The sequence below is a fragment of the Micromonospora sp. NPDC005979 genome (assembly GCF_040614415.1).
Lineage (GTDB): Bacteria > Actinomycetota > Actinomycetes > Mycobacteriales > Micromonosporaceae > Micromonospora.
Genome location: NZ_JBEXUR010000033.1, coordinates 1 through 25,954, shown reverse-complemented (window position 1 = coordinate 25,954; position 25,954 = coordinate 1). Strand labels below are relative to the sequence as shown.

Below are 25,954 nucleotides of genomic sequence, written 5' to 3'. Positions count from 1 at the left end.
CTGTCCATCGCTGGTCTCGCGTTCGCCGGTGGCGTCTTCGCCGGCCCCATCGCCGCCCACGCCAACCCGGCCATGGACGCCAAGCCCGCCACCGCTGTCGCGGTGCAGACCGCGGCGCCCAAGCCGCAGGGCGACCAGTCGCACATCACCCTCAACGGTGAGCAGACCGCCAACGCCAAGGCCATCATCGCGGCCACGAAGAAGGCGGGTCTGCCCGAGCGGGCCGCGGTCATCTCGATCGCGACGAGCCTGCAGGAGTCGAAGCTGGAGAACCTGGGCCACCTAGGCGACATGAACGACCATGATTCGTTGGGTCTGTTCCAGCAGCGCCCGTCGAGCGGTTGGGGTACGCCGGAGCAGATCACCAACCCCGAGTACTCGACGACGGCGTTCCTCAAGGGCCTCAAGCAGGTTGACCGCTGGCAGGACATGCCCCTGACCGACGCCGCCCAGACCGTCCAGGTCTCGGCCTACCCCGACGCCTACGCCCAGTGGGAACAGCAGGCCACCGACCTGGTCGGCCAGTACTGGAACAGCTAAGAACCACCGATGGCCGGCACCCGACAACGGGTGCCGGCCATCGCCGTACCTTCAGATTGCCAACGCGCGGCCGGCGCGTCCTCCAGTGCGGAGGGCGCGCCGGAGGTCAGACGCGGAAGCCTGCGGCGCGGGCCGCCTCGCGTTCCCGGCGGCGATCGGAGCGTCGACGCAGGAACCAGTAGACGAAGACGACCATACCCACCAGGAAGGCGAGGACGAGCACCGGCAGGATGACCGCGACCAGGGACATCACCACGCTCGTCGCGTCCTCGGCGGTGCTGGCCACCGGGGCGCCGAATCCGGCGGTGGTCGCGTTGATCACCGGGCGTGCGGCGGACTTGAGTAGGTGTACACCGAAGGCGAGGAGTACGCCGGTGGCGACCGGCACCCACTGGTGGCTGGAGAAGAAGCTCCCCGGGTCGCTGACGGTCACGGTCTCCGACGACGAGCCGGCCCCGAAAGCGAGGCCACCGGCGGTGGGCCGGACGACGGTCTGCACCACGTCGTTGACGTGGTCGACGACCGGCACCTTGTCCGCCACCATCTCGACGGCGAGCAGGACGGCAAGGATGACGATGACCCAGCCGTTGCCGAGCCACGTCCAGCCACTGGGCAGGTCGATCAGGTTGGTGTAGCGGCCGAGCAGGCCGAGGACGAGCAGGGGTATGTAGGCGTTCAGACCCGCCGAGGCGGCGAGGCCGGTGCCGGTGAGGACTTCGAACACGATCTCAGCATCGCACCGACGCGCCAGTGCCGCTCGGTGGCGGCTGCGGGGTGCTCGGCTACCCTCGTCGGGTGCGGTTGGTCATTGCGAAGTGCTCGGTGGACTACGTCGGACGGCTCTCGGCTCACCTGCCGCTGGCGACCCGGCTGTTGATGGTGAAGGCGGACGGGTCGGTGTCGATTCACGCCGACGACCGTGCGTACAAGCCGCTGAACTGGATGAGCCCGCCGTGCCGGCTGGAGGAGGCCCCCGGCGTGTGGCGGGTGGTCAACAAGGCCGGCGAGGAGTTGCGGATCACCCTGGAGGAGGTCTTCCAGGACACCTCGTACGAGCTGGGTGTGGATCCCGGCCTGCGAAAGGACGGGGTGGAGGCGCACCTGCAGGAGTTGCTGGCGGCCAACCCGACTGTGCTGGGCGAGGGGTTCACGTTGGTGCGCCGCGAGTACATGACGGCGATCGGTCCGGTGGACCTGCTGTGCAGGGACGCCAACTCCGGCGCCGTGGCCGTCGAGATCAAGCGGCGTGGCGAGATCGACGGCGTGGAGCAGTTGACCCGCTACCTCGAACTCATGAACCGTGACCCGCTGCTCAGCCCGGTCACCGGGGTGTTCGCCGCGCAGGAGATCAAGCCGCAGGCCCGGGTGCTCGCCGCCGACCGGGGCATCCGGTGCGTCGTCGTCAACTACGACCGGCTGCGTGGCATCGAGAAGGACGAGCTGACCCTCTTCTGATCCGGCTCACCGCCCGGTCCGTACCGCGATCAACGACTTCGGCAGGCCGAAGACCCGCTCGACGAGCATTGTCGAGTCGGGAAAGTAGTGGCGCATCTGCGAGCGGTCCAGCAGTTCGGTCCAGAGCACCTGGTGGATGGCGGCCTCGTGGCTGCGGGTCGGTTTGTGGCCGAGGGGCCAACGACGAGCGAGCGCGGTGCGCATCCGGATCGGCAGGAACTGCATGCCGGGCGCGATCCAGTGCGGCTCGATGGGGAAGTAGCGGTAGGGCGTCTGCACCCAGTGCCGATCGGCCAGCGACCGGGTCGCGGCGGCGAACCGGAGCCGGCGCTCGTGCCCGCCGACGTGTTCCAGCACGGAGTTGGAGAAGACCAGGTCGTAGGCGCCGTTCGCGACACGGGGTGGCAGGTCGCAGGCATCGGCCTGCTCGACGTGGGCCCACTCGGGTACGGCTGCGGGCGGCTGTTCCAGGTTGACCACGGTGACGCGGGCCGGCCGCACGGTGGCGCGGTGCCAGGTGCCGAGCCGGCCGCCGAGGTCGACGACGTGCATGTCGCCGATGTCGGGGAAGGTGCGCGCCAGCCACTCCGAACGACGACGCCGCTGCCGAGCGCTCCACGACTGGTCACTGTCGACAAGGCGGTGTCGCAATCGATTGTGGCCCATTTAACGCAATGTACCGCCGTGCGTACGACGACCAAACATGTTGATACACCGATCAGTGCGCAGATCGGCTATCCGACACTCACCTGCCGTACATCACCTTGATGGCTTTGACGAGGCGTGCCACGTCGGTCGGGGTGCGGTCGAACGTCATCGACGGCAGCAGTGAGCGCGCCCGACGCCGGGTGATGGCCTTGGCGCGGGCGAACTCGCGGAGGCCGTCCTCGCCGTGGATCCGCCCGAAGCCGGAGTCGCCGACGCCGCCGAACGGCAGAGTGGACATCCCGGCGAAGGTCAGGGCGGAGTTGACCGAGGTCATCCCCGAGCGCAGGCGCCGCGCGATGCTCACGGCACGCCGCCGGCCGAAGACCGAACCCCCCAGGCCGTACGACACGGCGTTGGCGCGGGCCACGGCCTCGTCGGCGTCGCGGACCCGGCTGATGGTCACCGTCGGACCGAAGGTCTCCTCGCGGACGGCGGCCGACTCCTCCGGTACGTCCACCAGCACGGTCGGATGCACATACGGTGGCTGCACCGCGTCCGGGCCGCCGACCAGGGCGCGACCACCGGAGCTGACGGCGGCCTCGATGTGGCGGCGGATCACGTCGATCTGGCCGGGCATGGTGATCGGTCCGATGTCGGCGCCGTCGGGGCCGACGGTCAGCCGGCCGGCGCGGGTCACCACCTTGTCGACGAAGGCGTCGAAGACCGTGTCGACGGCGTAGACGCGCTCGATGCCGATGCAGGTCTGACCGGCGTTGGTCATGGCGCCCCAGACGCACGCCTCGGCAGCGGCGTCCAGGTCGGCGTCGCTGTCGACGATCATGGCGTCCTTGCCGCCGCCCTCGATCAGCACCGGCGTCAAGGTCTCGGCGCAGGCGGCCATCACCTTGCGGGCGGTCGCGGTGGAGCCGGTGAAGGCCACCTTGTCGACCCCGGACCGGCACAGCGCCGCCCCGACGTCGCCGAGCCCGTGTACGGCGGTGAACACCGGCTGCTCGGGCACCACCTCCGCGAACGTGTCCACCAGCCACTGGCCGACGACGGGCGTGTACTCGCTGGGCTTGAGCACGACGGCGTTGCCGGCGGCCAGGGCGTACGCGGCGGAGCCGAGCGGGGTGAGGACCGGGTAGTTCCACGGCCCGATCACACCCACCACGCCGTGCGGCTGGTATTCCAGGTGCGCGGAGAACTCGGCGAGGACGAGCCGGGACCGTACCCGGCGTGGACCGAGCACGCGGTCCGCGTTGCGGGCGGCCCAGTCGACGTGTTCGATCGCGCTGGCGATCTCGACGATGGCGTCGGCGGCCGGTTTGCCGCCCTCGACGTGCATCAACTCGGCGAGCTGCTCGACGCGCTTGGCGAGCAGCGCGCGCCAGCGCAGCATCCGCTGGCGACGGCCGCTGAAGCCCAGACCGGCCCACCACTGGGCGGCGGAACGCGCGCGCTCGACGGCCTGCCGTACGTCCGCGTCGGTGGCGGCCGGGAGGCGGCCGGCCTCGACGCCGGTGGCCGGACTGGTGGAGACCAGCTCGTGCGCCTCGATGAGGGGGGTGCCGGGGACATGCACAGCCGTCATGGCGGAAGTCTAGACCCGAAGATTACTCATCGGTAGGCCGCGATTTCGGGTGCCGGGGTGGGAGTCGCGTCCACGCGTCCACTCGTTGATCAGTGCAGGTCAGGTGCGCAGTGCCGAGGGGTGGCCGTCCGAATCGTCGAACGGCGGGTGACCGGGAGGTGACGAGGAGCTGACCGGCCGGTCGGTATTGACGATTACCGTCTGATGGCAGGCTGACGCGCGGAGTAATGGTGTGGGGTGGAGGGCTGACTGTCCATGGAGGAACATCCGGAACTGATGCCGTTGTTGACGGTCGCCGGTGGGCCGATGCGCGGAGCAAGCTTTCGCTTGCGGGTCGAGCCGCAGGTGATCGGTCGGGCGCCGACCGGCCACGTGGTCATCAGCGACCCGCATCTGAGTCGCCGGCACGCCGAGGTGTGGCTGGCCCCGGAGGGCGCGTCGCTGCGCGACCTGGGCTCGACCAACGGCACCTGGGTCAACGACCGCCGGATCACCGAGGTGGAGCGCCTCAGCGACGGCGACGTGATCCGGCTCGGCCGCACCGAGCTGCGCCTGTTCGATCCGGGGGTCGCCCACACGGATCCGGTCGGGCTCAGCTTCGGGGTGTCCCGACGCGACATCCGACCGACGCTGCCACTGCCGTTGGCCACACCACCCGGCGTCCGCCGCTGACCCGGCCGGGACGAACACCGGCCGTCGGCCACACTCCGGCGGTGCCGCCCGGTGGCTGTCCGACACCTGGACCCACGTGGACCGACGTGGCAGCATGCCGCGGATGGAGACCGAGCAGCGGGTCGTGACGGCGAACGGCATACGCCAGGCGGTGCGGGTGGCCGGTCCGCCGGACGGAACTCCGGTGCTGCTGGTCCACGGCAACTGCTCCTCCTCGCTGTTCTGGGAGCCGTTGATCCGACGGCTGCCACCGACGCTGCGGGTCGTCGCTCCCGACCTGCGCGGGTTCGGCGACTCGGCGACCGCTGGAGTGGACGCCACCCGGGGCCTGCGGGACTTCGCCGACGACGTCGCCGCCCTGCTGGACGACCCGACGCTCTTCCCGGGCGGCGCCGACGTCAGCGGCGCTGACAGCAGCGGCGCCGACGGCAGTGGCGCTGACAGCAGCGGCGCCGACGGCAGTGGCGTCGACACCGGTGGTGGGGTCCGGCCGGTCGTGGTCGGGCACTCCCTCGGTGGGGGAGTCGCCATGCGGCTGCTGGTCGACCATCCACACCGGGTGGGGGCGCTACTGCTTGCCGCGCCCGTGTCGCCGTACGGCTTCGGTGGCACGCGCGACCTGAGTGGTACGCCGACCACGCCCGACTTCGCCGGTACCGGTGCGGGCACCGCCAACCGGGACTTCGTGGCCCGGCTCGCGGCGGGCGACCGGAGTACCGAGGGCCCGGCCAGCCCGCGTCAGGTGCTGCGGGCGACCTACGTGGCCGATCCGGCCTCGCTCGGCGTCGACGAGGAGTTGCTGCTCGACAGTGTGCTGTCCACCGCGATCGGCGAGGACAACTACCCGGGCACGTCGGCGGAGTCGGAGAACTGGCCCGGCACCGTCCCCGGGAAGCGGGGCGTGCTGAACGCGCTCGCGCCGACCTGGTTCCGGCTCGCCGACGAGCTGGTGGCCGTCGCCGAGAAGCCTCCGGTCACCTGGGTACGCGGCGACGCCGACGTGATCGTCTCGGACACGTCGCTGCTGGACCTGGCGTACCTCGGTTCGCTGGGTGTCGTACCCGGATGGCCGGGGGCGCAGGCCTGCCCGCCGCAACCGATGGTCGGCCAGACCCGGGCGGTGCTGGAGCGGTACGCGGCGGCCGGCGGCGCGTACCGTGAGGTGGTGTTGCCCGGCTGCGGGCACAGCCCGCACCTGGAGCGCCCGGGGGAGTTCGTGGCGGAGCTGCTGGCGCTGACCGACGCGCGGGCCGGCTAGGGCCGCGTCGTGGGTGAAATATCCCACGGCGTCTCGACAAGCCTGCGGCACGTGGCAGACTCGCGCGCATACCTTAGCGGCCGTTCAGTGGCCGTGCGGAGTGTCTGGGGAGGCCGGTCGTGGCGCGCGAGTTCAGCACCGTCGGTGTCGTGGGGCTGGGCACCATGGGTGCCGGCATCGTCGAGGTCTTCGCCCGCAACGGCATCGACGTCCTCGCGGTCGAGATCGCCGAGCCGGCGCTGGAGCGCGGTCGGGCCACCCTGAAGGGCTCCACCGACCGGGCGGTCGCCAAGGGCAAGCTCGCCGAGGCGGACCGCGACGCCCTGCACGAGCGGGTGCGCTTCGCGGTCGGGCTGGACGCGCTGCACTCGGTGGACCTGGTCATCGAGGCGGTGCCCGAGCACCTGGACCTCAAGCAGCGGATCTTCGCTGAGTTGGACCGGGTCTGCAAGCCGGAGGCCATCCTCGCCACCAACACCTCGTCGCTGAGCGTCACCGAGATCTCGGTGGCCACCAGCCGGCCCAACCAGGTGATCGGCATCCACTTCTTCAACCCGGCCCCGGTGATGAAGCTGGTCGAGGTGGTCCGCACGGTCGTCACCGCGCCCGAGGTCGTGGCCGACGTCGAGGCGCTGTGCGCCCGGCTCGGCAAGGTCGACGTCACCATCAACGACCGGGCCGGTTTCATCGCCAACGCGCTGCTCTTCGGCTACCTCAATCACGCGGTCGGGATGTTCGAGTCGCACTACGCGACGCGGGAGGACATCGACGCCGCGATGAAGCTCGGCTGCGGCCTGCCGATGGGCCCACTGGCGCTGATGGACCTGATCGGCCTGGACACCGCGTACGAGATCCTGGACACCATGTACCGGCGGGGCGGCCGGGACCGCCGACACGCCCCGGTGCCGCTGCTCAAGCAGATGGTCACGGCGGGGCTGCTGGGCCGCAAGTCCGGTCGGGGTTTCTACACCTACGAGCGGCCCGGTTCGCCGAAGGTCGTACCCGATGGAACGACGCCGCCGGCGGCGGACGCCGCGCTCGCCGACGGCGCGCGCGCCATCACCAAGGTCGGCATCGTGGGCTCCGGAACGATGGCCACCGGGATCGTCGAGGTGTTCGCCAGGGCCGGGTACGAGGTCGTCTCGGTGACCCGGGGCGCGGAGAAGTCCGCGTCGGTCTGCGAGGCCGTGAAGACGTCGCTGAACAAGGGCGTGGTCCGGGGCAAGCTCGCCGAGGCCGACCGGGACGCCGCGCTGGGCCGGATCACCTGGACGGCCACCCTCGACCACCTCGCCGACGTCGACCTGGTCGTCGAGGCGGTCGTCGAGGAGTTGAGCGTCAAGAAGGCCCTCTTCGCCAGCCTCGACGAGATCTGCAAGCCGGGCGTGGTGCTGGCCACCACCACCTCGTCCCTGCCGGTGATCGACGTGGCGATGGCCACCCAGCGGCCGGCCGACGTGGTGGGCCTGCACTTCTTCAACCCGGCGCCGGTCATGCCGCTGGTCGAGGTGGTCCGTACCATCCGCACCTCACCGGAGACCACCGCGACCGCGCGGGCCGTCTGCGCGGCGCTCGGCAAGACCGGCGTGGTCTGCGGCGACCGGTCCGGGTTCATCGTCAACGCGCTGCTCTTTCCGTACCTGAACGACGCGGTCAAGATGCTGGAGGCCAGCTACTCCACGGCCGACGACATCGACCACGCCATGAAGCTGGGCTGCGGCTACCCGATGGGCCCGTTCGAGCTGCTCGACGTGGTGGGACTGGACGTCTCGCTGGCGATTCAGCGGGAGCTGTACCTGGAGCTGCGCGAGCCGGGCTTCGCGCCCGCGCCGCTGCTGGAACACCTGGTAACCGCCGGCTACCTGGGTCGCAAGACCCGTCGCGGCTTCCGCGACCACTCGCACCGCTGACCGCGTCAACACCGGTCACCGGCGACGGCGTCTGAGTGGTGTGACCTTCGAGGAGTACGTCAGCAGTCGCGGGCCAGCGCTCGTCCGGCTGGCTCGACTGCTGACCGGTGACGAGCACCGGGCCGAGGACCTTACCCAGGACGTGCTGTCCCGGGCGTACGTGCACTGGCGGAAGATCTCCCGTGCTGACCGCCCGGACGTCTACGTGCGCCGGATGATGGTCAACGCCAACACCTCCTGGTGGCGTCGCCGATCCAGCCGCGAGATGGCCAGGGCGGAGTTCGCCGACCGGCCGGGGGCGCGGCGACTTCAGCAGCGACGCGGCCGACCGGGACGAGATGTGGAGACTGATCCTCGGCCTGCCGGACCGGCAGCGTGCGGTGCTCGTGCTGCGCTACTACGAGGACCTCGACGACCTCACCATCGCCCAGATCCTCGGCTGTTCTCCGGTCACCGTCCGCACTCATGCGATGCGGGCGCTCAGCCAGCTTCGGGAGCGCCACGGCGTTTCCACGACGAACGGGAGCCGGCCGTGACCGACCTCGACGAGTGGATCGCACGGGCTATGCGGGAGCACGCCGACGGGCCCGTGGACACCGACCGCCTGATGACGGCGGCGGTGAACGGGGGACGGGCCCGTCGACGGCGGCGACGTGCCGTCATCGGGGCAGCGGTCGGCGTCGCGGTGACGCTCGGAGCGGGTGTGGCCCTGCGTACGCCGTCGGCCGCGCCGCCGCAGCCCGCCGTCACGCCCAGCCCGGTCGTGGTCACTCCGCCCCGGGCACCGGGGGTGTCGGGGGCAGCTGCACGCCCTGACCTGGTCGGCGCGGACCCACACCTGCTGCACTTCGGGGTCGATCCGTCAGCCGCCAAACCGGTCGCCTGGCGCTCCGCCGGGCAGGTCGAGAGCATGCGACTGGACCTGGGTGACGGCGTACAGGCGATGGTGGTCGTTGCCGCTGACCCGCAGACGGCCGAGATCGGAGACCCGGGTCAGCTTCACGACATCGGCCCCGACAAGGCGGGTGCCGGCACAGGCGACAACGATCATGTCTCGCCCGGCCGGAGCGTGGACGCCGCGTCGAGGTACAACGGGGTGATTCGCCAGCTGGACAGGGTCGCGAAGGGTTGGGTGCTGCGCTGGCAGCCCGTTCCCGGCCTGTACGTCCGGGTCGCGGCTCTCGGGGAGACCAACGCCGAGGTCCGCAGGGCGGCGGAGGCACTCCGGTTCGACGAGGCCCGGCGGTGTGTCGCGCCGATTCAACTGACCGCCTTGCCCCGGGGTGCCCGGATCAGCGCCTGCGAGGTGGCGGTGCGGCAGCTGTTCTGGCCCCGCATCGTGAACGTGGCGGGTACCACGACGCCGACACAGATGCCCGCAGTGGCTTCGGACCGCACCGAAGCGGCGTTGACGGTCGCTCTCGAGGGCGCGGCCACCTTGCCGGTGCGTCTGGACTATTCACCCGGTCCGCCCAAACCTGACCGGGCCACGGCCAATCGCACGATCGCCGGCCGACCGGTGTTCGACATGGGCGACTTCTGGCACGTGCTCGGCATCCCCAACACGCTGCTGTCGATAGGGTACGAGAACCGCTGGGAGCGGCCCCCAACGGACGCGGAGGTCAGCACGGTGATCGGTGGGCTCCGGGTGGCCGACGACCTTGGCGAGCCGGCCAGCTGGGAGTGACCGTAACCTTGGGTGCGTGAGCCCCCGTCGCAATCGCCCTCGCCGGGACGAGAACGCCAACCTGGACGCCGACCGGGCTCGCCAGGGTGTCGCCTCGGTGCAGCAGTGGACCGACGGCGCCTGGCAGGTACGCGGGATCGGGGCGGGCGCGTCGGTCAAGACGTACCGCTGTCCGGGGTGTGACCAGGAGATCCGGCCCGGGGTGGCGCACCTGGTGGCCTGGCCGGCCGACGGTCTGGGTGACCTGACCGACCGCCGGCACTGGCACAGCGGCTGCTGGCGGGCCCGGGAGCGGCGTGGCCCGTCGGTGCAGCGCGGCCGGGGAGCGCCGCGCTACTGAGCGACCTGGCCGGGGCGCCTCGCGCCACGGCTCGGCGACCCTGCCGGGGCGTTCCGAGCCACGGCTCAGCGACCTGGATCACGCTGTTCGTGCCTGCGCGGGCGGCGACGCCGACTTCGCGACAGACTGGGGCGGTGAGCACAGCGATCCGCGCGTCGTCGATCCTGCCCGGCCGCCGGGAGGACATCGAGCTGCACACCGCCGACGGGCTGCGGCTGGTGGGCGAGCTGGCCCTGCCGGCCGACCGGCCACCGGTGGCCACCCTGGTCTGCCTGCACCCGCTGCCCACGCACGGCGGGATGATGGACAGCCACGTGTTCCGCAAGGCGGCCTGGCGGCTGCCGGCGCTCGCCGACCTGGCCGTGCTGCGGTTCAACACCCGGGGCACCAGCAGCGTGCGCGGCACCAGCGAGGGCGCGTTCGACGGCGCGGTCGGCGAGCGGTACGACGTGGCCGCCGCCATCGAGTACGCCGAGTTCGCCGAACTGCCCAACATCTGGCTGGTCGGGTGGTCGTTCGGCACCGACCTGGCCCTCAAGTACGGCTGCGACCCGGCCGTGGCGGGAGCGATCCTGCTCTCCCCGCCGCTGCGCTTCTCGACGCCGGACGACCTGGCGACCTGGACCACGTCCGGTCGGCCGCTGGTGGCGCTGGTGCCCGAGTTCGACGACTACCTGCGTCCGGCCGAGGCGCGGGAGCGGTTCGCGGCGGTGCCGCAGGCCGAGGTGGTCGGGGTGCCCGGTGCGAAGCACCTCTGGGTGGGAGACGCGGAGACGGTGCTCGACGAGATCGTCAAGCGGGTCAACCCCGGGGTCGCCGTGCCCCTGCCGACGACCTGGGACGGGCCGATGGAGACCGGCGACGTCAGCGCGTACGCCGACCGGACGGTGGCCGCCTTCGCCGACACGCCCGTACCCCGCCCGGCCGACTGACCCCGCGCGATCCCGCTCGAGGCGGCGTCCGTTCCGCTTCCGGCGGCGTCAGTTGCGTTCCTGGCGGGGGAGCACCACCTCACGCAGGATCAGTTGCAGCGCGGCCACCGTGGGGATGGCGATCAGCGCGCCCACCACGCCCAGCAGCGCCACGCCGAGCAGCGCCGCCAGCAGAGCGGCGACCTCGTTGACCTCGACCGAGCGCCGCATCACCTTCGGGTAGATCAGGTAGTTCTCGACCTGCTGGTAGACGAGGAAGAACGCCGCGCAGGCGATGCCGGTGGGCAGGTCGGCGGCGAAGCCGACCAGGCTCACGATGACCGCGCCCAGGGTCGCGCCGATCTGCGGGATCAGATCGGTGACGGCGACGACCACGGCCAGCGCGAACGGGTATGGCAGGCCGACGATCAGCGCGAAGACGAACGTGGTCGCGCCGGCCAGGACCGCGATGCTCAACGCGCCGACCATGTACGCGCCCACCTTGGTGAGGATCGCATCGCCGATCAACGCCGCTCGCTCCCGACGCGACCGGGGGACCAGCGCGTAGCCCAGGGAACGCAGCTTGTCGAAGTAGGCCAGGAAGTAGATGGTCAACACGAGCACGGTCAGCGTCCGGAACACCGTGCCGAAGATCAGTTGGGCGCCGCCGAGGACCCCGCCGAGGGCCCGGCCGATGGTGTCGGCGTTGGCCGCGCCCTGCACCCGCTCCACCACGTCGTACCGCTCCACCAGGTCGTTGACCGTGGGATTGCGACGCAACTCGTCGAGCAGGCTCGGGATCTGGTCGATGAACTGCCCGGACTGCGTCACGATCGGCGGAACCAGCGCCACGATGCCGCCGCAGAGCAGCAGCACAACGGTCAGCGCCACCACCGTCACCGCCAGGCCGTGAGGTACACCCCAGGTGCGCAGGCGCACCACCGCCGGGTTGAGGCCCACCGCCAAGAAGAGCGCGATCACCACCAGCACCAGAATGCCGCCGGCATTCCGGATCCCCAGATAGAGGGTGTACGCCAGCAGCACGCCCAACGCGCCGGTGAAGCCGACCAGGAAACTGCTGCGCCGCAGCGGACGCCCCGGCGTGCCGAACTTTCCCGACGGGACCGCCGGGGGCTCGTCCGGGTCGAATCCCGGAGCCGGCACCGGGACCGGCGGAGGCGTCTCCGCTGGTGGCGGCGTCTTCGCCGGCGGTGGCGTTTTCGCTGGTGGTGGCGTATCCGCTGGTGGTGGCCCATCCGCTGGTGGTGGGGTTTTCGCTGACGGGGGACCAGGGGGCATGGCCGGGTCGTCGCCGGAGGGGTCGCGCTGCGGCACCGAGGACCTCCGGCTCAGGCGGCGGAGAGACGACGGGTGGCGGCCACGAACGTCCGCCACGCGACCGGCGCGAAGACCAGGACCGTGCCGGACGGGTCCTTACTGTCCCGCACCCCCACGACGCCGGGCAGATTGTCCGCCACCTCGACACACTCGCCGTTGCCGCTACGGCTGGACGTGCGCCAGAGCGCGCCGGTCAGGTCCATGAGGTCACAACTTCCTTCATCAGTTCGATCGACTGGCGGCGGGACAACGCCCTGTTTCTGATCATCTCCCAACGCGCCAGCAGCGTAGCCACCTCATGTTCGCCATCGACCACGAGACCGTCAATCTGGTGCTCCATGTGCCCCACCCAACCACCATCGGCACCGCGAGCCAGGTTGAACGGTCCGGAGAGGCCGACGTGCAGCCCGGCGTCGGCCGGAATGATGTGCAGGCTGACGTGTGGTCGCTCCAGACTGGCGACGAGGTGAGTGAGCTGCTCGACCATCAAACCGCGGATCTCCTCCCCGGCACGCCGCAGCACCAACTCGTCCACCACCGCCACGAACTGCGGCGGATCCGGTTGCGTCAGCAGCGACTGGCGGTCCAAGCGGGCGTGGACTCGGCGTTCCACCTCGTCGTCGCTGAGCAGGTCGTCGCAACGGATCACGGCGCGGGCGTAGTTCTCGGTCTGAATCAGCCCCGGAATCAGCGTGGATTGGAAGCACCGCAGCTGGCGGGCGCTTCGCTCGGCATCCAGCCACGGGCGGAACCAGCTCGGCTGACCGTCCCGCTCGGCGAGCTTGAGCAAATGGACGAGGAGGCCGTCGGTGGTCAGCACCTCGTCGGCGCGGGCCAGGAACAGCCGGTCCAAGGGTCGTTGGCCCAGCTCCAGCGCCGACACCATCGAGCCGGAATAGTGGACCAGCCGGCCGAAATCCTCCTGGCTCATCCCGGCGGCGGTCCGCAGCCGGCGCAACTGCGCGCGGATCATGTCGGCCGTCGGCGCGGTGTCGCCTTCCACAGTGCCTCCGCAGGTCGAGGGTCGATTCCACCAACTGTCCCGGCGCGCCGTGTCGTCGACACACCGCCGCCGCCGAACACGGTGACGCCTTCCGACCGTAGTGGCCTGGTCAGCAGACTGTCACGTACCGGATCGTGTGGCTGTCGTCGCCGCAAGCCCAGTCCCCGGCGGCGCAACCGTTTCCAGTCGAGGAGGTACCCATGCCCAGCTCTCGCCGTGCCGGTCGCGCGCTGCCCGGCACCGCAGCGCCCCGGTCGAGATGCACGCCGTCGGGCTCTGGATCGGGTGACCGGGGCCGTACGCCGGCATCGGGGCTGCCCCAGCCGCGACTTGGGCCGTACCCCGCGTTCCCCCGACCCTGCGGCGCGCGGACGCCGCACACTCCGCTGCGACCCATGTGGTGCTGCCGGGCCGACGGTCGACCATGGCCCTGTGCGGACGCCCGGCTGCTGCTCAAGGCGGAGTTCGACGAAGACCCCGCCGCGCTGACCATCTACCTGGCCGGGCTCTACCACGAGGCAGCGCACGACCTCTACCAGCTCAATCCCTACGACGACGGGCCGACGCCCAGAGAGTTGTTCGAACGTTTCGTGGCGTGGGGGCCGTTCCGCCGCCCGATCATCGATCCACCCCCGGACGTCAGCTAGACCCCGCCGTATCCGTGCAGATCTTGGACAATTTCCGTCACGAGCTAACGGAAAGTGTCCAAGATCTGGTGGTGACGTAGCAGGTCGACGGCGAAAGCTGTCGGGATGCTGCCCGCCGATGACGCTGACGCACTCGACTGGCTCGCCTTCGAGCAGGCGGGCGTGCTGACGACCACGCAGGTCTCCGGGCTGCTCAGCGAGGGGAAGGTGCGGGGCCGGGTGCGCTCCGGCCGGTGGAGGTGGATCTGCCGGGGAATTCTGCTGGTCGGCAACGGCCGACTCACCCGCGACCAGCAGCTCTGGGTGGCGGTGCTGGCAGCCGGGCCGGGCGCGGTGCTGGCAGGGGCAACCGCCGCCGCCGAAGCCGGGGTACGGGGACTGCGGCGAGAGCCGCTGCACGTGCTGGTACCGGCCGATCGTCGTGCCGCGCGGACCAGTCTGCGTCGGCTTCCGATCGACATGCCGGCGGTGCTGGTGCATCGCACCACGGTGTTGCCCGAGGCGCACCTCCAGCTCGCCCGGCCGCCACGTACCACGACGGCGCGGGCTCTAGTGGACGCGGCGGGCTGGGCGGTCGGCGTGGACGAGGCGCAGGCGGTGCTGGCCGCCGGATGCCAGCAACGCAGGGTGCTGCCGGAGGAGTTGCAGGCGGTGCTCGACGTTCTCTCTCGAGCCCCGCGCCGTCGGTTGATCGGGCAGACCATCGGCGACATCGCTGGCGGGGCGCAGGCGCTCTCCGAGATCGATTTTCTGCGGCTGTGCCGCCGGTACCGGCTTCCCGCCCCCGACCTGGAGACACACCGGGTCGACGCGGCTGGCCGCAACCGCTGGCTGGACGCGTACTGGCGGGAGTGGCGGGTGCAGGTGGAGATCGACGGCGCGCATCACATGGACGCCAAGCAGTGGGCGGCGGACATGCGTCGGCAGAACGACGTCTGGACCAGCGGCGATCGGATTCTGCGCTTTCCGGCCTGGCTGGTTCGCGCCCGCCCCGACGAGGTCGCCGAGACCGTCCGCCGTGCTCTCGTGGCAGCCGGTTGGACCCCCAGCCCTGCGCCGAGGTCGCGTAAATGAATCTTGGACAGCTTCCGTTCGCGCTGAACGGAGACTGTCCAAGATTTCGACGCTCGGTGTGGGCGCTCGTCAGTCCTTCTCGATGGTGACCTTGCTGGGCTTGGCGCTGCGCTCGTCGGTGGTCGGCTTGGTGGGCCGCTTACCGTTCTCACCCGTACTGGTGATCTTGGTTGGCTTGGCGCCCCGGCCACCCTCGCCCGGAACAGCGGCCACCGTCGGCTCGCCGTCCACCCCGGCGCTGGCCGTGCCACCGTCGACAGTCGTCACCGGCTCGGCCACCGGTCGAGCGCCGGCCTCGTCGGCACTGGCGTTCGCCGGCTGCCGGACGTCGGCGGGCGCGGCCTTGAGGCCACCCGCCGCATCGCTACCGCCAGCACCGCCACCCGCCGCATCGCGACCGCCAGCACCGTCACCCGCCGCTCCGCTACCGGCCGTACCGTCACCGGCGGTGGCGTCGTCACTGTCGCCCGGGCCGCTGCCCCCGCTGGCCGACACGGTCGCGGCCTCGGCCGGCACGGCGGAACCGTCGCCGTCGCCCGGACCGGTCCCGCTGCCCGCCGTCACGGTCGCGGCACCGCCGTTGGCCGCCACGGTCGCGGCACTGGCCGGCGCGTCGGGGCGGTCGCCTGTCGCCGTCGGACCGTCGACCGGGCCGGTGATGGTGCGCAGCCGCAGCTCGGCCATCTGGCGCTCGATCTCGTCGGACTCCTGCCGGGCCTTCCAGGTCTCCTGCCGCAGGTCGGCGAGCTGCTGCTGGGCCTGCGCGATCTCCAACATCACCTGAGCGAGCTGCTGCCGACCCGCCGCCGCCTCCTGCTGCGTCGCTGCCAGGTGCTGCTGCGTGGTCGCGAGATGCTGCTGGGTGGTGGCCGCGTACTCCTCGAACTGGCGGCGCGAGGCCGCGACGTGCTCGTCGGCCTTGCGCCGCTTGTCGCCCGCCTCGGTCTCGGCGCGGCTCAGCATCTCGGCGGACTCGGTCTCGGCGCGCTGGCGCAGGCTCGCCGCGTCCGCCTCGGCCGCCTGGCGGATGGCGTCCGCGCCCTGCTCGATCTCGTTCTTGCGGGTGGTGAACTCGGTCTCCAGCTCGTCGCGGCGTGCGGTGTAGGAGGTCTCCAGCTCCTCGCGGCGTGCCGTCCAGCCCGACTCCAGCTCCTGCTGGCGGGACTCGTGCTGCTTGTCCAGCTCGTCGCGGCGCTTGGCGAACTCCTGCTCGGCGGTGGACCGGCGCTGGGCCAGCTCCCGATCGGCCGCCTCGCGCCGGGAGTTGACCTCCTGCTCCACGCCGGCCCGCCAGGCGCCGAGCTCCTGCTGCGTCTGCGCCCGGGACTGCTGCACGTACGCCTCGGTCTCGCCGCGCATGCGCTGCACGTACGCCTCGGTCTCCGCCCGGCTGCGCTTGGACGCCTCGGACGCCTGCGTGGTGAGCCGCTCCGCCTCCTGCTGGGCCTTGGCGCGGGTGGCCCGGCCGGCCATCGACGCGTCGTCGATGATCTGCTTGGCCTCCTGCTGGGCCTTGGCGTGGGTCGCCCGGCCCGCCTCGGTCGCGGTGTCGGTGAGCCGCTTGGCCTCCTGCTGGGCCTTGACGTGCACTTCCTTGGCCGCCTCGCGCAGCTCCGCCGCCTCCTGGCGGGCGGTGGCCAGCGCCTCGCGGGCCTCCTCGCGCAGCTTGGTGGCCTCCTGCTGGGCCCGGGTGTGGATCTCCTTGGCGGCGTCCCGAAGCTGGGTGGCCTCCTGCTGGGCCTTGGCCAGCTCGTCCTGCGCCGCCTTGCGCAGCTTTGCCGACTCGTCCTTGGCCGAGCGCAGGGTCGCGTCCGCCTCGGCGCGGCGGGAGGCGCTGTGCCGCTCCTCCTCCTGCCGCCGGGCGGCGAGAGCGATCTCGAAGTCCTTCAATGCCCGGGCGGCCTGCTCGCGGGCTTCCTCGATGATGTGCTCGGCGGCGGCCCGACGGGCGTCGATCTCCTCGTTGGCCGCGGACAGGATCTGCTCGGCCTGCTCCTCGGCGAGGGTGAGGATCGACTCGACCCGGGGACCCAGATGCCGGAAGGAAGCCCGGTCGACCACGTTCATCTGCTTGCGGACCTGGGTCAGATCCCGCTGCAGCACCTCGACCTGGCCGGCGAGCTTGTGGATCTGTGTATAGGCCTGTTCCCGTTCGGCGGCGAGAGTCGCGATCTCGTGCTCGGCACGTGCGACGTACCGGTCAACCTGTTTCTTCTCGTACCCCCGGAGAGCGGACTCGAAGCTGGGCTCCGTGGTCACGTCCCCGCCGAGAGCGAACAGTTCCTCGCCGTGCGACATGCCCCCATCCTCACACGCATCGCCCGCGGCTGGGGCGATACGGACGCCGCTTGTGGGACCTACTTCACTCCGTGGCGACGGCACCACACCAAGGGTTGGGAAACGCACACGGCGCGAGGTCACACCGGTTACCCGGTGTCACCTCGCGCCGTCGATGCCCCAACCTGACGCCTCGCGTCAGCCGGCGGTCTCCGCGGTGACCCGCTCCGGAGCGCCGTCGGTCTTCTTCGTCTCGGACTTCGCCGCCGCGGCGGGCGGCGACGAGGGAACGCCGGGCACGATGCCGGCGAGCCCGGAGAGCATCTGCCCGAGCTGCGAGGTGACCGCGTCCTTCTGCCGGGTGAGGTCGTCAACCTCGCGGCGGGCGGCCTGCGTGGTCAGCTCGGCCTCGGTGCGAGCCTCGCTGAGCAGGCGCTGCGACTCGGCCTTGGCCTCGTTGAGCGTCTTGTCGGAGAGCGCCTTGGCCTTGTCGATCGTCTCGTTGGCGTGGCGCTCCGACTCGACCCGGCGGGCCTCGGCGCGCTGCTCGATCTCCTTGGCGCGCTCCTGGGCGCCGCGGGCGCGCTGCTCGGCCTCGCTGACCATCTTCTGGGTCTGCGCCACCTGGGCGGCGTGCCGCTCGGACTCCTCGCGTTCGGCCTTCTCGCGCCGCTCGGCGAGTTGCAGCTCCAGAGCCTGGAGGTCCTTGTCGCGCTTGTCGCGCGCGTCGGTCAGCAGCTTGGTGGCCTCGGCGCGCTTCTCCTCGGCCTCGCGGGCGGCCTTCGAGCGGTGCTGGGTGATCTCGCGCTCGGCGGTGGCCCGCAGGGTGGCCACCTCCCGCTCGACTGTCGACTTCAGCTCGGCCACCTCGTGGGCCGTGACCGTCCGGAGCTGCTTGGTCTCGCGGTCCGCGTCGGCGCGCAGCGTGTCGGCCTCGCGGCGGGCCTGCACCCGGACCTCGGCGGCCTCGCGCTCGGCGGCGGTACGCAGGTTGCCCGCCTCGCGTTCCGCGGTGGCCTTCATCGCGGCGGCCTCGGCGCGAGCCTTGTCCGTGATCTCCCGCGCCTCGAGGCGGGCCGCGGAGAGGATGCCCTCCGACTCGCGCTTGGCCTCGTTGCGGTGGTCGTTGGCCTGCTCCTCGGCGAGCCGGAGGATCTGCTCGACACGGGTGCCGAGACCGGAGAGGGTGGGCCGGCTGTTCTCTTCGAGCTGCTTGTTGGTGTCGGTGAGCTTCTGCTCCAGCGCACTCATGCGCTGCTCGGCCTGGCGGAGACGACGCTGGGCGTCGTTCATCCGCTGCTCGGCCTCGGCACGGGCCTGCTCGGACTGGGTCAGCGCGGCGGTCATCCGGCCGATGAAGTCATCGACCTGGTGAGTGTTGTATCCGCGCAGGCCAACGGTGAAATCTGGCTGCGAGTTCGCGTTATCGAAGAACGCGAGAGGGGAGGACTGCTGCTGGGGCATTGGGACATACTGGCAGACGCCCCAGGGTGCTTCGCAAGAGCGGTACGAAGCTTTCGTCTCCTCTTTACATGGTCAACTGCCCTGGCCTCCGGGGTCGGACCAATCGGCGATCTTGGCAGGTCCCGGGCCGGGCGGACGCCACGCAGCGTGACGCGAAAAAGGGCCACGGGGTGTCTCCCGTGGCCCTTTGTTCGACCCGGATGGGTTCGGGCAATTGGGGGTGGAAGAACAATGGCCGATCACCGCATTGGCCACCGGGTGCTCATCCGTCCGGCCGGTGTCCCGCTCAGTGCCCCCGGAACCGGTTGATCGCCGCTTCGTGCCGGGCCCGCAGCTCCCCGTCCCGGACGCCCAGCCCGTCCGACGGCGCGAGGCAGCGCACGCCGACCTTGCCCTGGTGCGCGTTGCGGTGCACCTCGTACGCGGCCTGACCGGTCTGCTCGAGCGAGTAGGTGCGGGACACCGTCGGGTGCACCTTGCCGAGCGCGACCAGCCGGTTGGCCTGCCACGCCTCGTGGTAGTTGGCGAAGTGGCTGCCCACGATCCGCTTGAGATGCATCCAGAGGTAGCGGTTGTCGTACTGGTGCTGGAAACCGCTCGTGGACGCGCAGGTGACGATGGTGCCTCCGCGCCGGGCCACGTAGACGCTCGCGCCGAACGTCTCCCGACCGGGGTGCTCGAAGACGATGTCCGGGTCCTCTCCGCCGGTGAGTTCGCGGATCCGCTCACCGAACCGCCGCCACTCGTCCGGGTCCTGGGTCTGGTCGTCCTTCCAGAACCGGAAGCCCTCGGCGGCCCGGTCGATGACCAGCTCCGCGCCCATGCTGCGGCACAGCTCGGCCTTCTCGGGCGAGGAGACGACGCAGACCGGGATCGCGCCGCCGTTGAGGGCCATCTGGGTGGCGTACCCGCCGAGGCCACCGGACGCGCCCCAGATCAGCACGACGTCGCCCTGCTTCATGTTGGCACCGTGGTGGGAGACCAACTGCCGGTACGCGGTCGAGTTGACCAGCCCCGGGCTGGCGGCCTCCTCCCAGGTGAGATGGCGCGGCTTGGGCATGAGCTGGTTGGCCTTGACCACGGCGAGCTCGGCCAGCCCGCCGAAGTTGGTCTCGAATCCCCAGATCCGCTGCTGCGGGTCGAGCATCGTGTCGTCGTGCCCGGCGGCGTCCTCCAGCTCGACCGAGAGGCAGTGCGCGACGACCTCGTCACCGGCCACCCACCGGGTCACCCCGGGACCGGTACGCAGCACCACGCCGGCCGCGTCCGAACCGACCACGTGGTACGGCAGGTCGTGCCGGCGGGTCAGCTCGGAGACCCGGCCGTAGCGCTCCAGGAACCGGAAGGTGGACACGGGTTCGAAGATGCTGGTCCACACCGTGTTGTAGTTGATCGCGCTGGCCATCACGGCGATCAGCGCCTCGCCCGGTCCGAGTTCCGGCGTCGGCACCTCCTGCACGTGCAGCGCCTTGCGGGGGTCCTTGTCCCGGGTGGACATGCCGTCGAACATCCGGGATTCCTCGGCGCGGACGACCACGCCCCGGTAACTCTCCGGTACGGGGAGTCCGGCGACGCCGGCCAGTTCCCGGTCCGGGTCGTTCGATTCCTCCGCCGCCATGATCGCTTCGAGGATGTCCTGCACGGTGACCTCCGGTTCGTCCCACACCCGCGCGGGCCCGGGTGCTGCCATCGTCGGCGCCGGTGGGACGCGACCGCCATGTCGGCATTCGACACATCCGGCACCGGCCGCGCTCCTGTGGGCCGGGACGTTACTGAACGGTAGCTAAAGCCGGAAGTCCTCTGTGAAAAACTGCATCCGCCGATGCGTGAAGGTGCCCGACCAGCGCGAGAACCGCGCAGAGACGTGCGTGCGAGCGCGCCCTCGCCAGGCGTTAGGAAGGGCCCCCTGCTATGCACGAGGCGTTAACAAAGGGCCCTTCCTTCAGGCCGTCAGTGCGCTGCGGCGGGTTGGACCAGTTCGATCAGGACGCCGCCCGCGTCCTTGGGGTGGACGAAGTTGATCCGGCTGTCCGCGGTGCCGCGTCGCGGCTCGTCGTAGAGCAGCCGCATCCCCCGCTCGCGCAGCGCCGCGCAGGCCACGTCGATGTCCGCCACGGTGTACGCGACCTGCTGCACGCCCGGCCCGTTGCGATCCAGGAACTTGGCGATCGTCGACTCCGGGCTGAGCGGGGCGAGCAACTGCACGCAGCCGCCCTCGGCGGTCGGCCCGACGGCCAGCATCGCTTCCCGTACGCCCTGTTCGGCGTTGGTCTCGACGTGTACGCAGCGCATCCCGAAGGTCCGCTGGTAGAAGTCGATCGCGGCGTCCAGGTCGGCGACGGCGATGCCGACGTGGTCGATCTTGCGAAGTCCGATGTCTGTGACGTAGTCCGCACCGGGCTCGACGGGGGAGTTCTCTGTCATGGCGCTAGTCTGGCCGAACCATCGTTCAGGCGTACAGCTCGGCACCCCCTCGGAGGCAGGCATGGCTTCGGTGATCGTCAGCGGCGCGCGGACCCCCATGGGCCGGCTGCTGGGCAACCTCAAGGATCTCCCGGCCACCAAGCTCGGCGGGATCGCCATCAAGGCGGCCCTGGAGCGGGCGGGTGTCAGCCCCGACCAGGTCCAGTACGTGATCATGGGCCAGGTGCTCCAGGCCGGCGCTGGTCAGATCCCGGCCCGGCAGGCGGCGGTCGAGGCCGGCGTGCCGATGTCCGTGCCGGCGTTGACCATCAACAAGGTCTGCCTGTCCGGCCTGGACGCGATCGCCCTCGCCGACCAGCTCATCCGGGCCGGCGAGTTCGACATCGTGGTGGCCGGCGGGATGGAGTCGATGACCAACGCCCCGCACCTGCTGATGGGTCAGCGCACCGGCTACAAGTACGGCGACGTGGTGGTCAAGGACCACATGGCGCACGACGGGCTCAGCGACGCCTGGGACTGCTGTTCGATGGGCGAGTCGACCGAGCGGCTCGGCACGAAGCACGGCATCACCCGCGAGGAGCAGGACGCGTTCGCCGCGACTAGCCACCAGCGGGCCGCCGCCGCGCAGAAGAACGGCCACTTCGCCGAGGAGATCACCCCGGTGCTGATCCCGCAGCGCAAGGGTGACCCGTTGGTGATCAGCGACGACGAGGGCATCCGGCCGGACACCACCGCGGAGTCGCTGGCCAAGCTGCGGCCCGCCTTCACCAAGGACGGCACCATCACCGCCGGCAGTTCCTCGCCGATCTCCGACGGCGCCGCCGCGGTGGTCGTGATGAGCAAGGCCAAGGCCACCGAGCTGGGCCTGACCTGGCTGGCGGAGGTCGGCGCGCACGGCAACGTGGCCGGTCCGGACAACTCCCTGCACTCGCAGCCGTCGAACGCGATCAACCACGCCCTCAAGAAGGGCGGCCTGAGCATCGAGGACCTGGACCTCATCGAGATCAACGAGGCCTTCGCGCAGGTCGGCATCCAGTCCACGCGTGACCTCGGCATCAGCCCGGACAAAGTCAACGTCAACGGCGGCGCGATCGCCCTGGGGCACCCGATCGGCATGTCCGGCGCGCGTCTCGTACTCACTCTCGCCCTGGAGCTGAAGCGGCGCGGCGGTGGCACCGGCGCGGCGGCGCTGTGTGGCGGCGGTGGCCAGGGTGACGCGCTGATCATCCACGTTCCGGCGCAGTGAGCGAGGCGACCGGGCACGCTCCGGCGGCGGGAGTCACGTCGGTGCGCCGTAGCCGGGACGTACCGCTGCTGGTCGAGCGGGCCCGCACCGGTGACCCCCGGGCGGTGGCCCGCCTGATCACCCTCGTGGAGAACGGCGACGCGCTGCTGCCGGCGATCGCCGCCGCGCTGGCGCCGTACGCCGGGCAGGCCCAGGTGGTCGGGCTGACCGGCTCGCCCGGGGTGGGCAAGTCGACCACCACCAACGAGCTGGTCCGCGCGCTGCGGGCGCGGGGCCATCGGGTGGGCGTGTTGGCGGTCGACCCGTCCAGCCCGTTCACCGGCGGGGCGATCCTCGGCGACCGGGTGCGGATGCAGGACCACGCCACCGACCCGGGCGTCTACATCCGGTCGATGTCCAGCCGGGGCCACCTCGGCGGGCTGGCGGCGGCGACGCCGCAGGCGGTCCGGGTGCTGGAGGGCGCCGGCTGCGACGTGGTGCTGGTGGAGACCGTCGGCGTCGGGCAGGCCGAGGTGGAGGTGGCCTCGCTGGCCGACACCACGCTGGTGCTGCTCGCCCCGGGCATGGGCGACGCGATCCAGGCCGTCAAGGCCGGCATCCTGGAGATCGCCGACGTGTTCGTGGTCAACAAGGCCGACCGGGACGGCGTCGACGCCACGGTCCGCGACATCCAGGGCATGATCGCGCTTGGCGAGCGCGGACCGGGCCAGTGGCGACCGCAGGTGGTCCGTGCCATCGCCGCGCGGGGCGAGGGCATCGACGACATCGCCGCCGCCATCGACAAGCACCGCGGCTGGCTGGTCGAGCACGGCGAGCTGCGTCGCCGGCAGGAGGCGCGGGCCGCCGCCGAGATCGAGGCCATCGCGCTCGGCGCCCTCCGCGCCCGGATCGGCTCCCTGCGCGACGGTACGGAGTTGAGCACGCTCGCCGCCTCCGTCGCTGCCGGTGACCTCGACCCGTACGCGGCGGCGGACGAGCTGCTCGCCCAACTGGCGAACTGACCCGGCGTCAACGGCCGCGCGATGCGCGCGCCTGGACGCGAAGCGCCCTCCGGTTTTAGTAGGCTCGCGGCCGGCAGCGAGCTGCCACGCGGCGGGCCGACGATCAGGGCGGTCCACAGTGCACCGGACCAGGGGAGACGTGAGCATGACGGACGCGGTGGAGAACGCCGGCACGACGCAGCCGACGACGGGCGCGGCCCGGGGTGTGACGTCGGTGTCCGACGAGGTGGTGGAGAAGATCGCCGGTGCGGCCGCTCGCGCGGTTCCCGGTGTCGCCGACCTCGGCGGTGACGTGGCCCGCTTCTTCAACAGCGTGCTCGACAAGGTCGGCCTGGACGAGGTGGGCGACGCCCGCCGGGGCGTCTCGGCCGACGTGAAGGGCACCTCGGCCGTCGTCAACGTGGTCCTGGTGATCGACGCCGGTTCCGTCGTGGCCGACGTGACCGAGGCGGTGCGGGCCGCGGTCATCGAGGCGGTGGAGAAGTACGGCCTGTCGGTCACGCAGGTCAACGTCACGGTGGACGACATCGAGATGAACCAGCCGGGCGCCGCCGGCTGACCACGGACCGTCTGGTTACCCGCCGGTACGACGCGACTTAGCGATCGTTCAGGCAGGGGCTCTACACTCGGTGTGCTGGTCGAGGAACCGAGGAGGAGCCCCGCGCATGGACGCCGACGAGATCGCCGCCGGACGGGCACGCTGGCAGGCCCGGTACGACTCCGCGCGCAAGCGGGACGCCGACTTCACCACGCTCTCCGGGATGACGGTCGACCCCGTCTACGGGCCGCCCGAGGGGACCTCCTACCCGGGCTTCGAGCGCATCGGCTGGCCGGGCGAGTACCCGTACACCCGGGGTCTGTATCCCACCGGCTATCGCGGTCGGACCTGGACGATCCGGCAGTTCGCCGGCTTCGGCAACGCCCAGCAGACCAACGAGCGCTACAAGATGATCCTCGGCGCCGGCGGCGGTGGTCTCTCGGTCGCGTTCGACATGCCGACGCTGATGGGCCGCGACTCGGACGACCCGCAGTCGCTCGGCGAGGTCGGGCACTGCGGCGTCGCCATCGACACCGCCACCGACATGGAGGCGCTCTTCGACGGCATCGACCTGGCCGGCGTCACCACCTCGATGACGATCTCCGGTCCGGCCGTGCCGGTGTTCTGCATGTACCTGGTCGCCGCCGAAAGGCAGGGCGCCGACCTGTCCACGCTGGACGGCACGTTGCAGACCGACATCTTCAAGGAGTACATCGCGCAGAAGGAGTGGCTGTTCGACCCCGAGCCGCACCTGCGCCTGATCGGCGACCTGATGGAGTACTGCGCGGCCGAGATCCCGCGCTACAAGCCGCTGTCGGTCTCCGGCTACCACATCCGCGAGGCCGGCTCGACCGCCGCGCAGGAGCTGGCGTACACCCTGGCCGACGGCTTCGGCTACGTCGAGCTGGGTCTCTCGCGCGGGCTCGACGTGAACGTGTTCGGGCCCGGGCTGAGCTTCTTCTTCGACTCGCACCTCGACTTCTTCGAGGAGATCGCCAAGTTCCGCGCCGCCCGCCGGATCTGGGCCCGCTGGCTGCGCGACGTGTACGGCGCGACCAGTGAGAAGGCCCTGTGGCTGCGCTTCCACACGCAGACCGCCGGGGTGTCGCTGACCGCCCAGCAACCGGTCAACAACGTGGTACGCACCGCCGTCGAGGCGCTCGCGGCGGTGCTCGGCGGCACGAACTCGCTGCACACCAACGCGCTGGACGAGACCCTGGCGCTGCCCACCGACGAGTCCGCCGAGATCGCCCTGCGGACGCAGCAGGTGCTGATGGAGGAGACCGGCGTGGTCAACGTGGCCGACCCGCTCGGTGGCTCCTGGTACGTCGAGGCGCTGACCGACAAGATCGAGGCCGAGGCGGAGGAGATCTTCGCCCGCATCCGCCAGCTCGGCGGGGAGGGGCCGCACCAGATCGGTCCGATGACCTCGGGCATCCTGCGCGGCATCGAGGACGGCTGGTTCACCGGGCACATCGCCGAGTCGGCGTTCGTCTACCAACAGGCCCTGGAGAAGGGCGACAAGAAGATCGTCGGCGTCAACCGGCACACCGGCACGGTCGCCAAGGAGCTGGAGATCCTGCGCATCTCGCACGAGGTGGAGCTGGAGCAGCGCCGGGTGCTCGCCGAGCGCAAGAGCGCACGGGACGAGGCCGCGGTGCGCGCGGCGGTGACCCGGATGGTCGAGGTCAGCCGCACCGACGGGAACATGATCCCCGCCATGCTCGACGCCGTCCGCGCCGAGGCCACGCTGGGCGAGATCTGCGACGCCCTGCGAGCCGAGTGGGGCACCTACCGCGAACCCGCCCGCTTCTGACCCCGCTCCCCACCCCCGTCGATCTGTGAGTGGGGTTGTCAAGTGGCGGTGCGGTGGTGGGTGGTGATGATGCGGTAGAGCTGTCGGGCGATGTAGCGCTTGAGGCAGCGG

24 protein-coding genes and 1 pseudogene are annotated in these 25,954 nt (G+C 71.1%); 15 read left to right on the top strand and 10 right to left on the bottom strand.

The annotated features are described in order from the left end of the window. Nucleotides 1–540 (top strand): hypothetical protein (locus ABZ272_RS31685; protein ID WP_355053615.1); only part of this gene is annotated, 540 nt, incomplete at its 5' end. A 106-nt stretch (nucleotides 541–646) separates the two neighbouring features. Here ABZ272_RS31685 and ABZ272_RS31680 read toward each other — a convergent pair. Further along, on the bottom strand, nucleotides 647–1,264 hold the full coding sequence (locus ABZ272_RS31680; RefSeq protein WP_355053614.1) for a DUF4126 domain-containing protein: 618 nt from the start codon (nucleotides 1,262–1,264) through the stop codon (nucleotides 647–649). 71 nt (nucleotides 1,265–1,335) lie between these two features. Between ABZ272_RS31680 and nucS the strand changes: the two genes are divergently transcribed. Next, entirely contained in the window at nucleotides 1,336–1,995 is a 660-nt protein-coding gene (gene nucS / locus ABZ272_RS31675) for an endonuclease NucS (RefSeq protein ID WP_355053613.1), read from the top strand. Between the two features lie 6 nt (nucleotides 1,996–2,001). Here nucS and ABZ272_RS31670 read toward each other — a convergent pair whose 3' ends face one another. Further along, on the bottom strand, nucleotides 2,002–2,661 hold the full coding sequence (locus ABZ272_RS31670) for a class I SAM-dependent methyltransferase (protein ID WP_355053612.1): 660 nt from the start codon (nucleotides 2,659–2,661) through the stop codon (nucleotides 2,002–2,004). 79 nt (nucleotides 2,662–2,740) lie between these two features. Continuing rightward, nucleotides 2,741–4,237 (bottom strand): aldehyde dehydrogenase family protein, encoded by a 1,497-nt coding sequence (locus tag ABZ272_RS31665; RefSeq protein WP_355053611.1) that lies wholly within the window; start codon nucleotides 4,235–4,237, stop codon nucleotides 2,741–2,743. Between the two features lie 255 nt (nucleotides 4,238–4,492). Here ABZ272_RS31665 and ABZ272_RS31660 point away from each other — a divergent pair, with 255 nt between their 5' ends. The 7 genes and pseudogenes from ABZ272_RS31660 (at nucleotide 4,493) to ABZ272_RS31630 (ending at nucleotide 11,036) form a co-directional block, all read left to right on the top strand. After that, complete coding sequence (locus ABZ272_RS31660; RefSeq protein WP_355053610.1) at nucleotides 4,493–4,909, top strand: FHA domain-containing protein; 417 nt, start codon at nucleotides 4,493–4,495, stop codon at nucleotides 4,907–4,909. A 103-nt stretch (nucleotides 4,910–5,012) separates the two neighbouring features. Continuing rightward, nucleotides 5,013–6,167 carry an alpha/beta hydrolase gene (locus ABZ272_RS31655; protein WP_355053609.1) on the top strand — a complete coding sequence of 385 codons (1,155 nt, stop codon included), beginning with the start codon at nucleotides 5,013–5,015 and terminating at the stop codon, nucleotides 6,165–6,167. A 119-nt stretch (nucleotides 6,168–6,286) separates the two neighbouring features. Further along, a complete protein-coding gene (locus ABZ272_RS31650; protein ID WP_355053608.1) occupies nucleotides 6,287–8,077 on the top strand; it encodes a 3-hydroxybutyryl-CoA dehydrogenase in 1,791 nt (596 codons plus the stop codon). Nucleotides 8,078–8,117: 40 nt separating this feature from the next. After that, nucleotides 8,118–8,613: pseudogene (locus ABZ272_RS31645) on the top strand (SigE family RNA polymerase sigma factor). A gap of 374 nt (nucleotides 8,614–8,987) precedes the next feature. Then, on the top strand, nucleotides 8,988–9,764 hold the full coding sequence (locus ABZ272_RS31640; protein WP_355053607.1) for a hypothetical protein: 777 nt from the start codon (nucleotides 8,988–8,990) through the stop codon (nucleotides 9,762–9,764). A 16-nt stretch (nucleotides 9,765–9,780) separates the two neighbouring features. After that, on the top strand, nucleotides 9,781–10,104 hold the full coding sequence (locus tag ABZ272_RS31635; RefSeq protein ID WP_355053606.1) for a hypothetical protein: 324 nt from the start codon (nucleotides 9,781–9,783) through the stop codon (nucleotides 10,102–10,104). 134 nt (nucleotides 10,105–10,238) lie between these two features. Then, nucleotides 10,239–11,036, top strand: a complete 798-nt coding sequence (locus tag ABZ272_RS31630) for an alpha/beta hydrolase (protein ID WP_355053605.1) — start codon at nucleotides 10,239–10,241, stop codon at nucleotides 11,034–11,036. A 48-nt stretch (nucleotides 11,037–11,084) separates the two neighbouring features. Here the strand turns inward: ABZ272_RS31630 and ABZ272_RS31625 are convergent, their stop codons facing one another. From ABZ272_RS31625 to ABZ272_RS31615, 3 genes are all read right to left on the bottom strand, one after another. Beyond that, the gene (locus ABZ272_RS31625) at nucleotides 11,085–12,179 is read right to left on the bottom strand and encodes an AI-2E family transporter (protein ID WP_355053604.1); all 1,095 of its coding nucleotides are present in this window, start codon (nucleotides 12,177–12,179) and stop codon (nucleotides 11,085–11,087) included. A gap of 185 nt (nucleotides 12,180–12,364) precedes the next feature. Next, complete coding sequence (locus ABZ272_RS31620) at nucleotides 12,365–12,556, bottom strand: DUF397 domain-containing protein (protein WP_355053603.1); 192 nt, start codon at nucleotides 12,554–12,556, stop codon at nucleotides 12,365–12,367. After that, a complete protein-coding gene (locus ABZ272_RS31615) occupies nucleotides 12,547–13,356 on the bottom strand; it encodes a helix-turn-helix transcriptional regulator (RefSeq protein ID WP_355053602.1) in 810 nt (269 codons plus the stop codon). The genes ABZ272_RS31620 and ABZ272_RS31615 overlap by 10 nt, the downstream gene beginning before the upstream one ends. Before the next feature lie 314 nt (nucleotides 13,357–13,670). Here ABZ272_RS31615 and ABZ272_RS31610 point away from each other — a divergent pair, with 314 nt between their 5' ends. Continuing rightward, nucleotides 13,671–14,003 carry a hypothetical protein gene (locus ABZ272_RS31610; protein WP_355053617.1) on the top strand — a complete coding sequence of 111 codons (333 nt, stop codon included), beginning with the start codon at nucleotides 13,671–13,673 and terminating at the stop codon, nucleotides 14,001–14,003. A gap of 105 nt (nucleotides 14,004–14,108) precedes the next feature. Continuing rightward, entirely contained in the window at nucleotides 14,109–15,077 is a 969-nt protein-coding gene (locus ABZ272_RS31605) for a hypothetical protein (RefSeq protein WP_355053601.1), read from the top strand. Between the two features lie 69 nt (nucleotides 15,078–15,146). On the opposite strand, the gene ABZ272_RS31600 is transcribed toward ABZ272_RS31605, so the two are convergent. The 4 genes from ABZ272_RS31600 to mce all read right to left on the bottom strand — a co-directional run bounded on the left by ABZ272_RS31600 (nucleotide 15,147) and on the right by mce (nucleotide 21,242). Then, entirely contained in the window at nucleotides 15,147–17,375 is a 2,229-nt protein-coding gene (locus ABZ272_RS31600) for a hypothetical protein (RefSeq protein WP_355053600.1), read from the bottom strand. Nucleotides 17,376–17,552: 177 nt separating this feature from the next. Beyond that, nucleotides 17,553–18,818 carry a cell division protein DivIVA gene (locus ABZ272_RS31595; RefSeq protein ID WP_355053599.1) on the bottom strand — a complete coding sequence of 422 codons (1,266 nt, stop codon included), beginning with the start codon at nucleotides 18,816–18,818 and terminating at the stop codon, nucleotides 17,553–17,555. 286 nt (nucleotides 18,819–19,104) lie between these two features. After that, the gene (gene ccrA, locus ABZ272_RS31590; protein WP_355053616.1) at nucleotides 19,105–20,460 is read right to left on the bottom strand and encodes a crotonyl-CoA carboxylase/reductase; all 1,356 of its coding nucleotides are present in this window, start codon (nucleotides 20,458–20,460) and stop codon (nucleotides 19,105–19,107) included. A gap of 308 nt (nucleotides 20,461–20,768) precedes the next feature. Next, nucleotides 20,769–21,242, bottom strand: a complete 474-nt coding sequence (gene mce / locus ABZ272_RS31585; protein WP_355053598.1) for a methylmalonyl-CoA epimerase — start codon at nucleotides 21,240–21,242, stop codon at nucleotides 20,769–20,771. A 61-nt stretch (nucleotides 21,243–21,303) separates the two neighbouring features. On the opposite strand from mce, the gene ABZ272_RS31580 reads away from it, so the two are divergent. The 4 genes from ABZ272_RS31580 (at nucleotide 21,304) to ABZ272_RS31565 (ending at nucleotide 25,843) form a co-directional block, all read left to right on the top strand. Then, the gene (locus ABZ272_RS31580) at nucleotides 21,304–22,488 is read left to right on the top strand and encodes an acetyl-CoA C-acetyltransferase (protein ID WP_355053597.1); all 1,185 of its coding nucleotides are present in this window, start codon (nucleotides 21,304–21,306) and stop codon (nucleotides 22,486–22,488) included. Further along, on the top strand, nucleotides 22,485–23,489 hold the full coding sequence (gene meaB / locus ABZ272_RS31575) for a methylmalonyl Co-A mutase-associated GTPase MeaB (protein ID WP_355053596.1): 1,005 nt from the start codon (nucleotides 22,485–22,487) through the stop codon (nucleotides 23,487–23,489). The genes ABZ272_RS31580 and meaB overlap by 4 nt, the downstream gene beginning before the upstream one ends. 145 nt (nucleotides 23,490–23,634) lie before the next feature. Further along, nucleotides 23,635–24,048 (top strand): Asp23/Gls24 family envelope stress response protein, encoded by a 414-nt coding sequence (locus ABZ272_RS31570; protein ID WP_355053595.1) that lies wholly within the window; start codon nucleotides 23,635–23,637, stop codon nucleotides 24,046–24,048. Nucleotides 24,049–24,154: 106 nt separating this feature from the next. Further along, nucleotides 24,155–25,843 (top strand): methylmalonyl-CoA mutase family protein, encoded by a 1,689-nt coding sequence (locus tag ABZ272_RS31565; protein ID WP_355053594.1) that lies wholly within the window; start codon nucleotides 24,155–24,157, stop codon nucleotides 25,841–25,843. The last annotated feature ends 111 nt before the right edge of the window (nucleotides 25,844–25,954 follow it).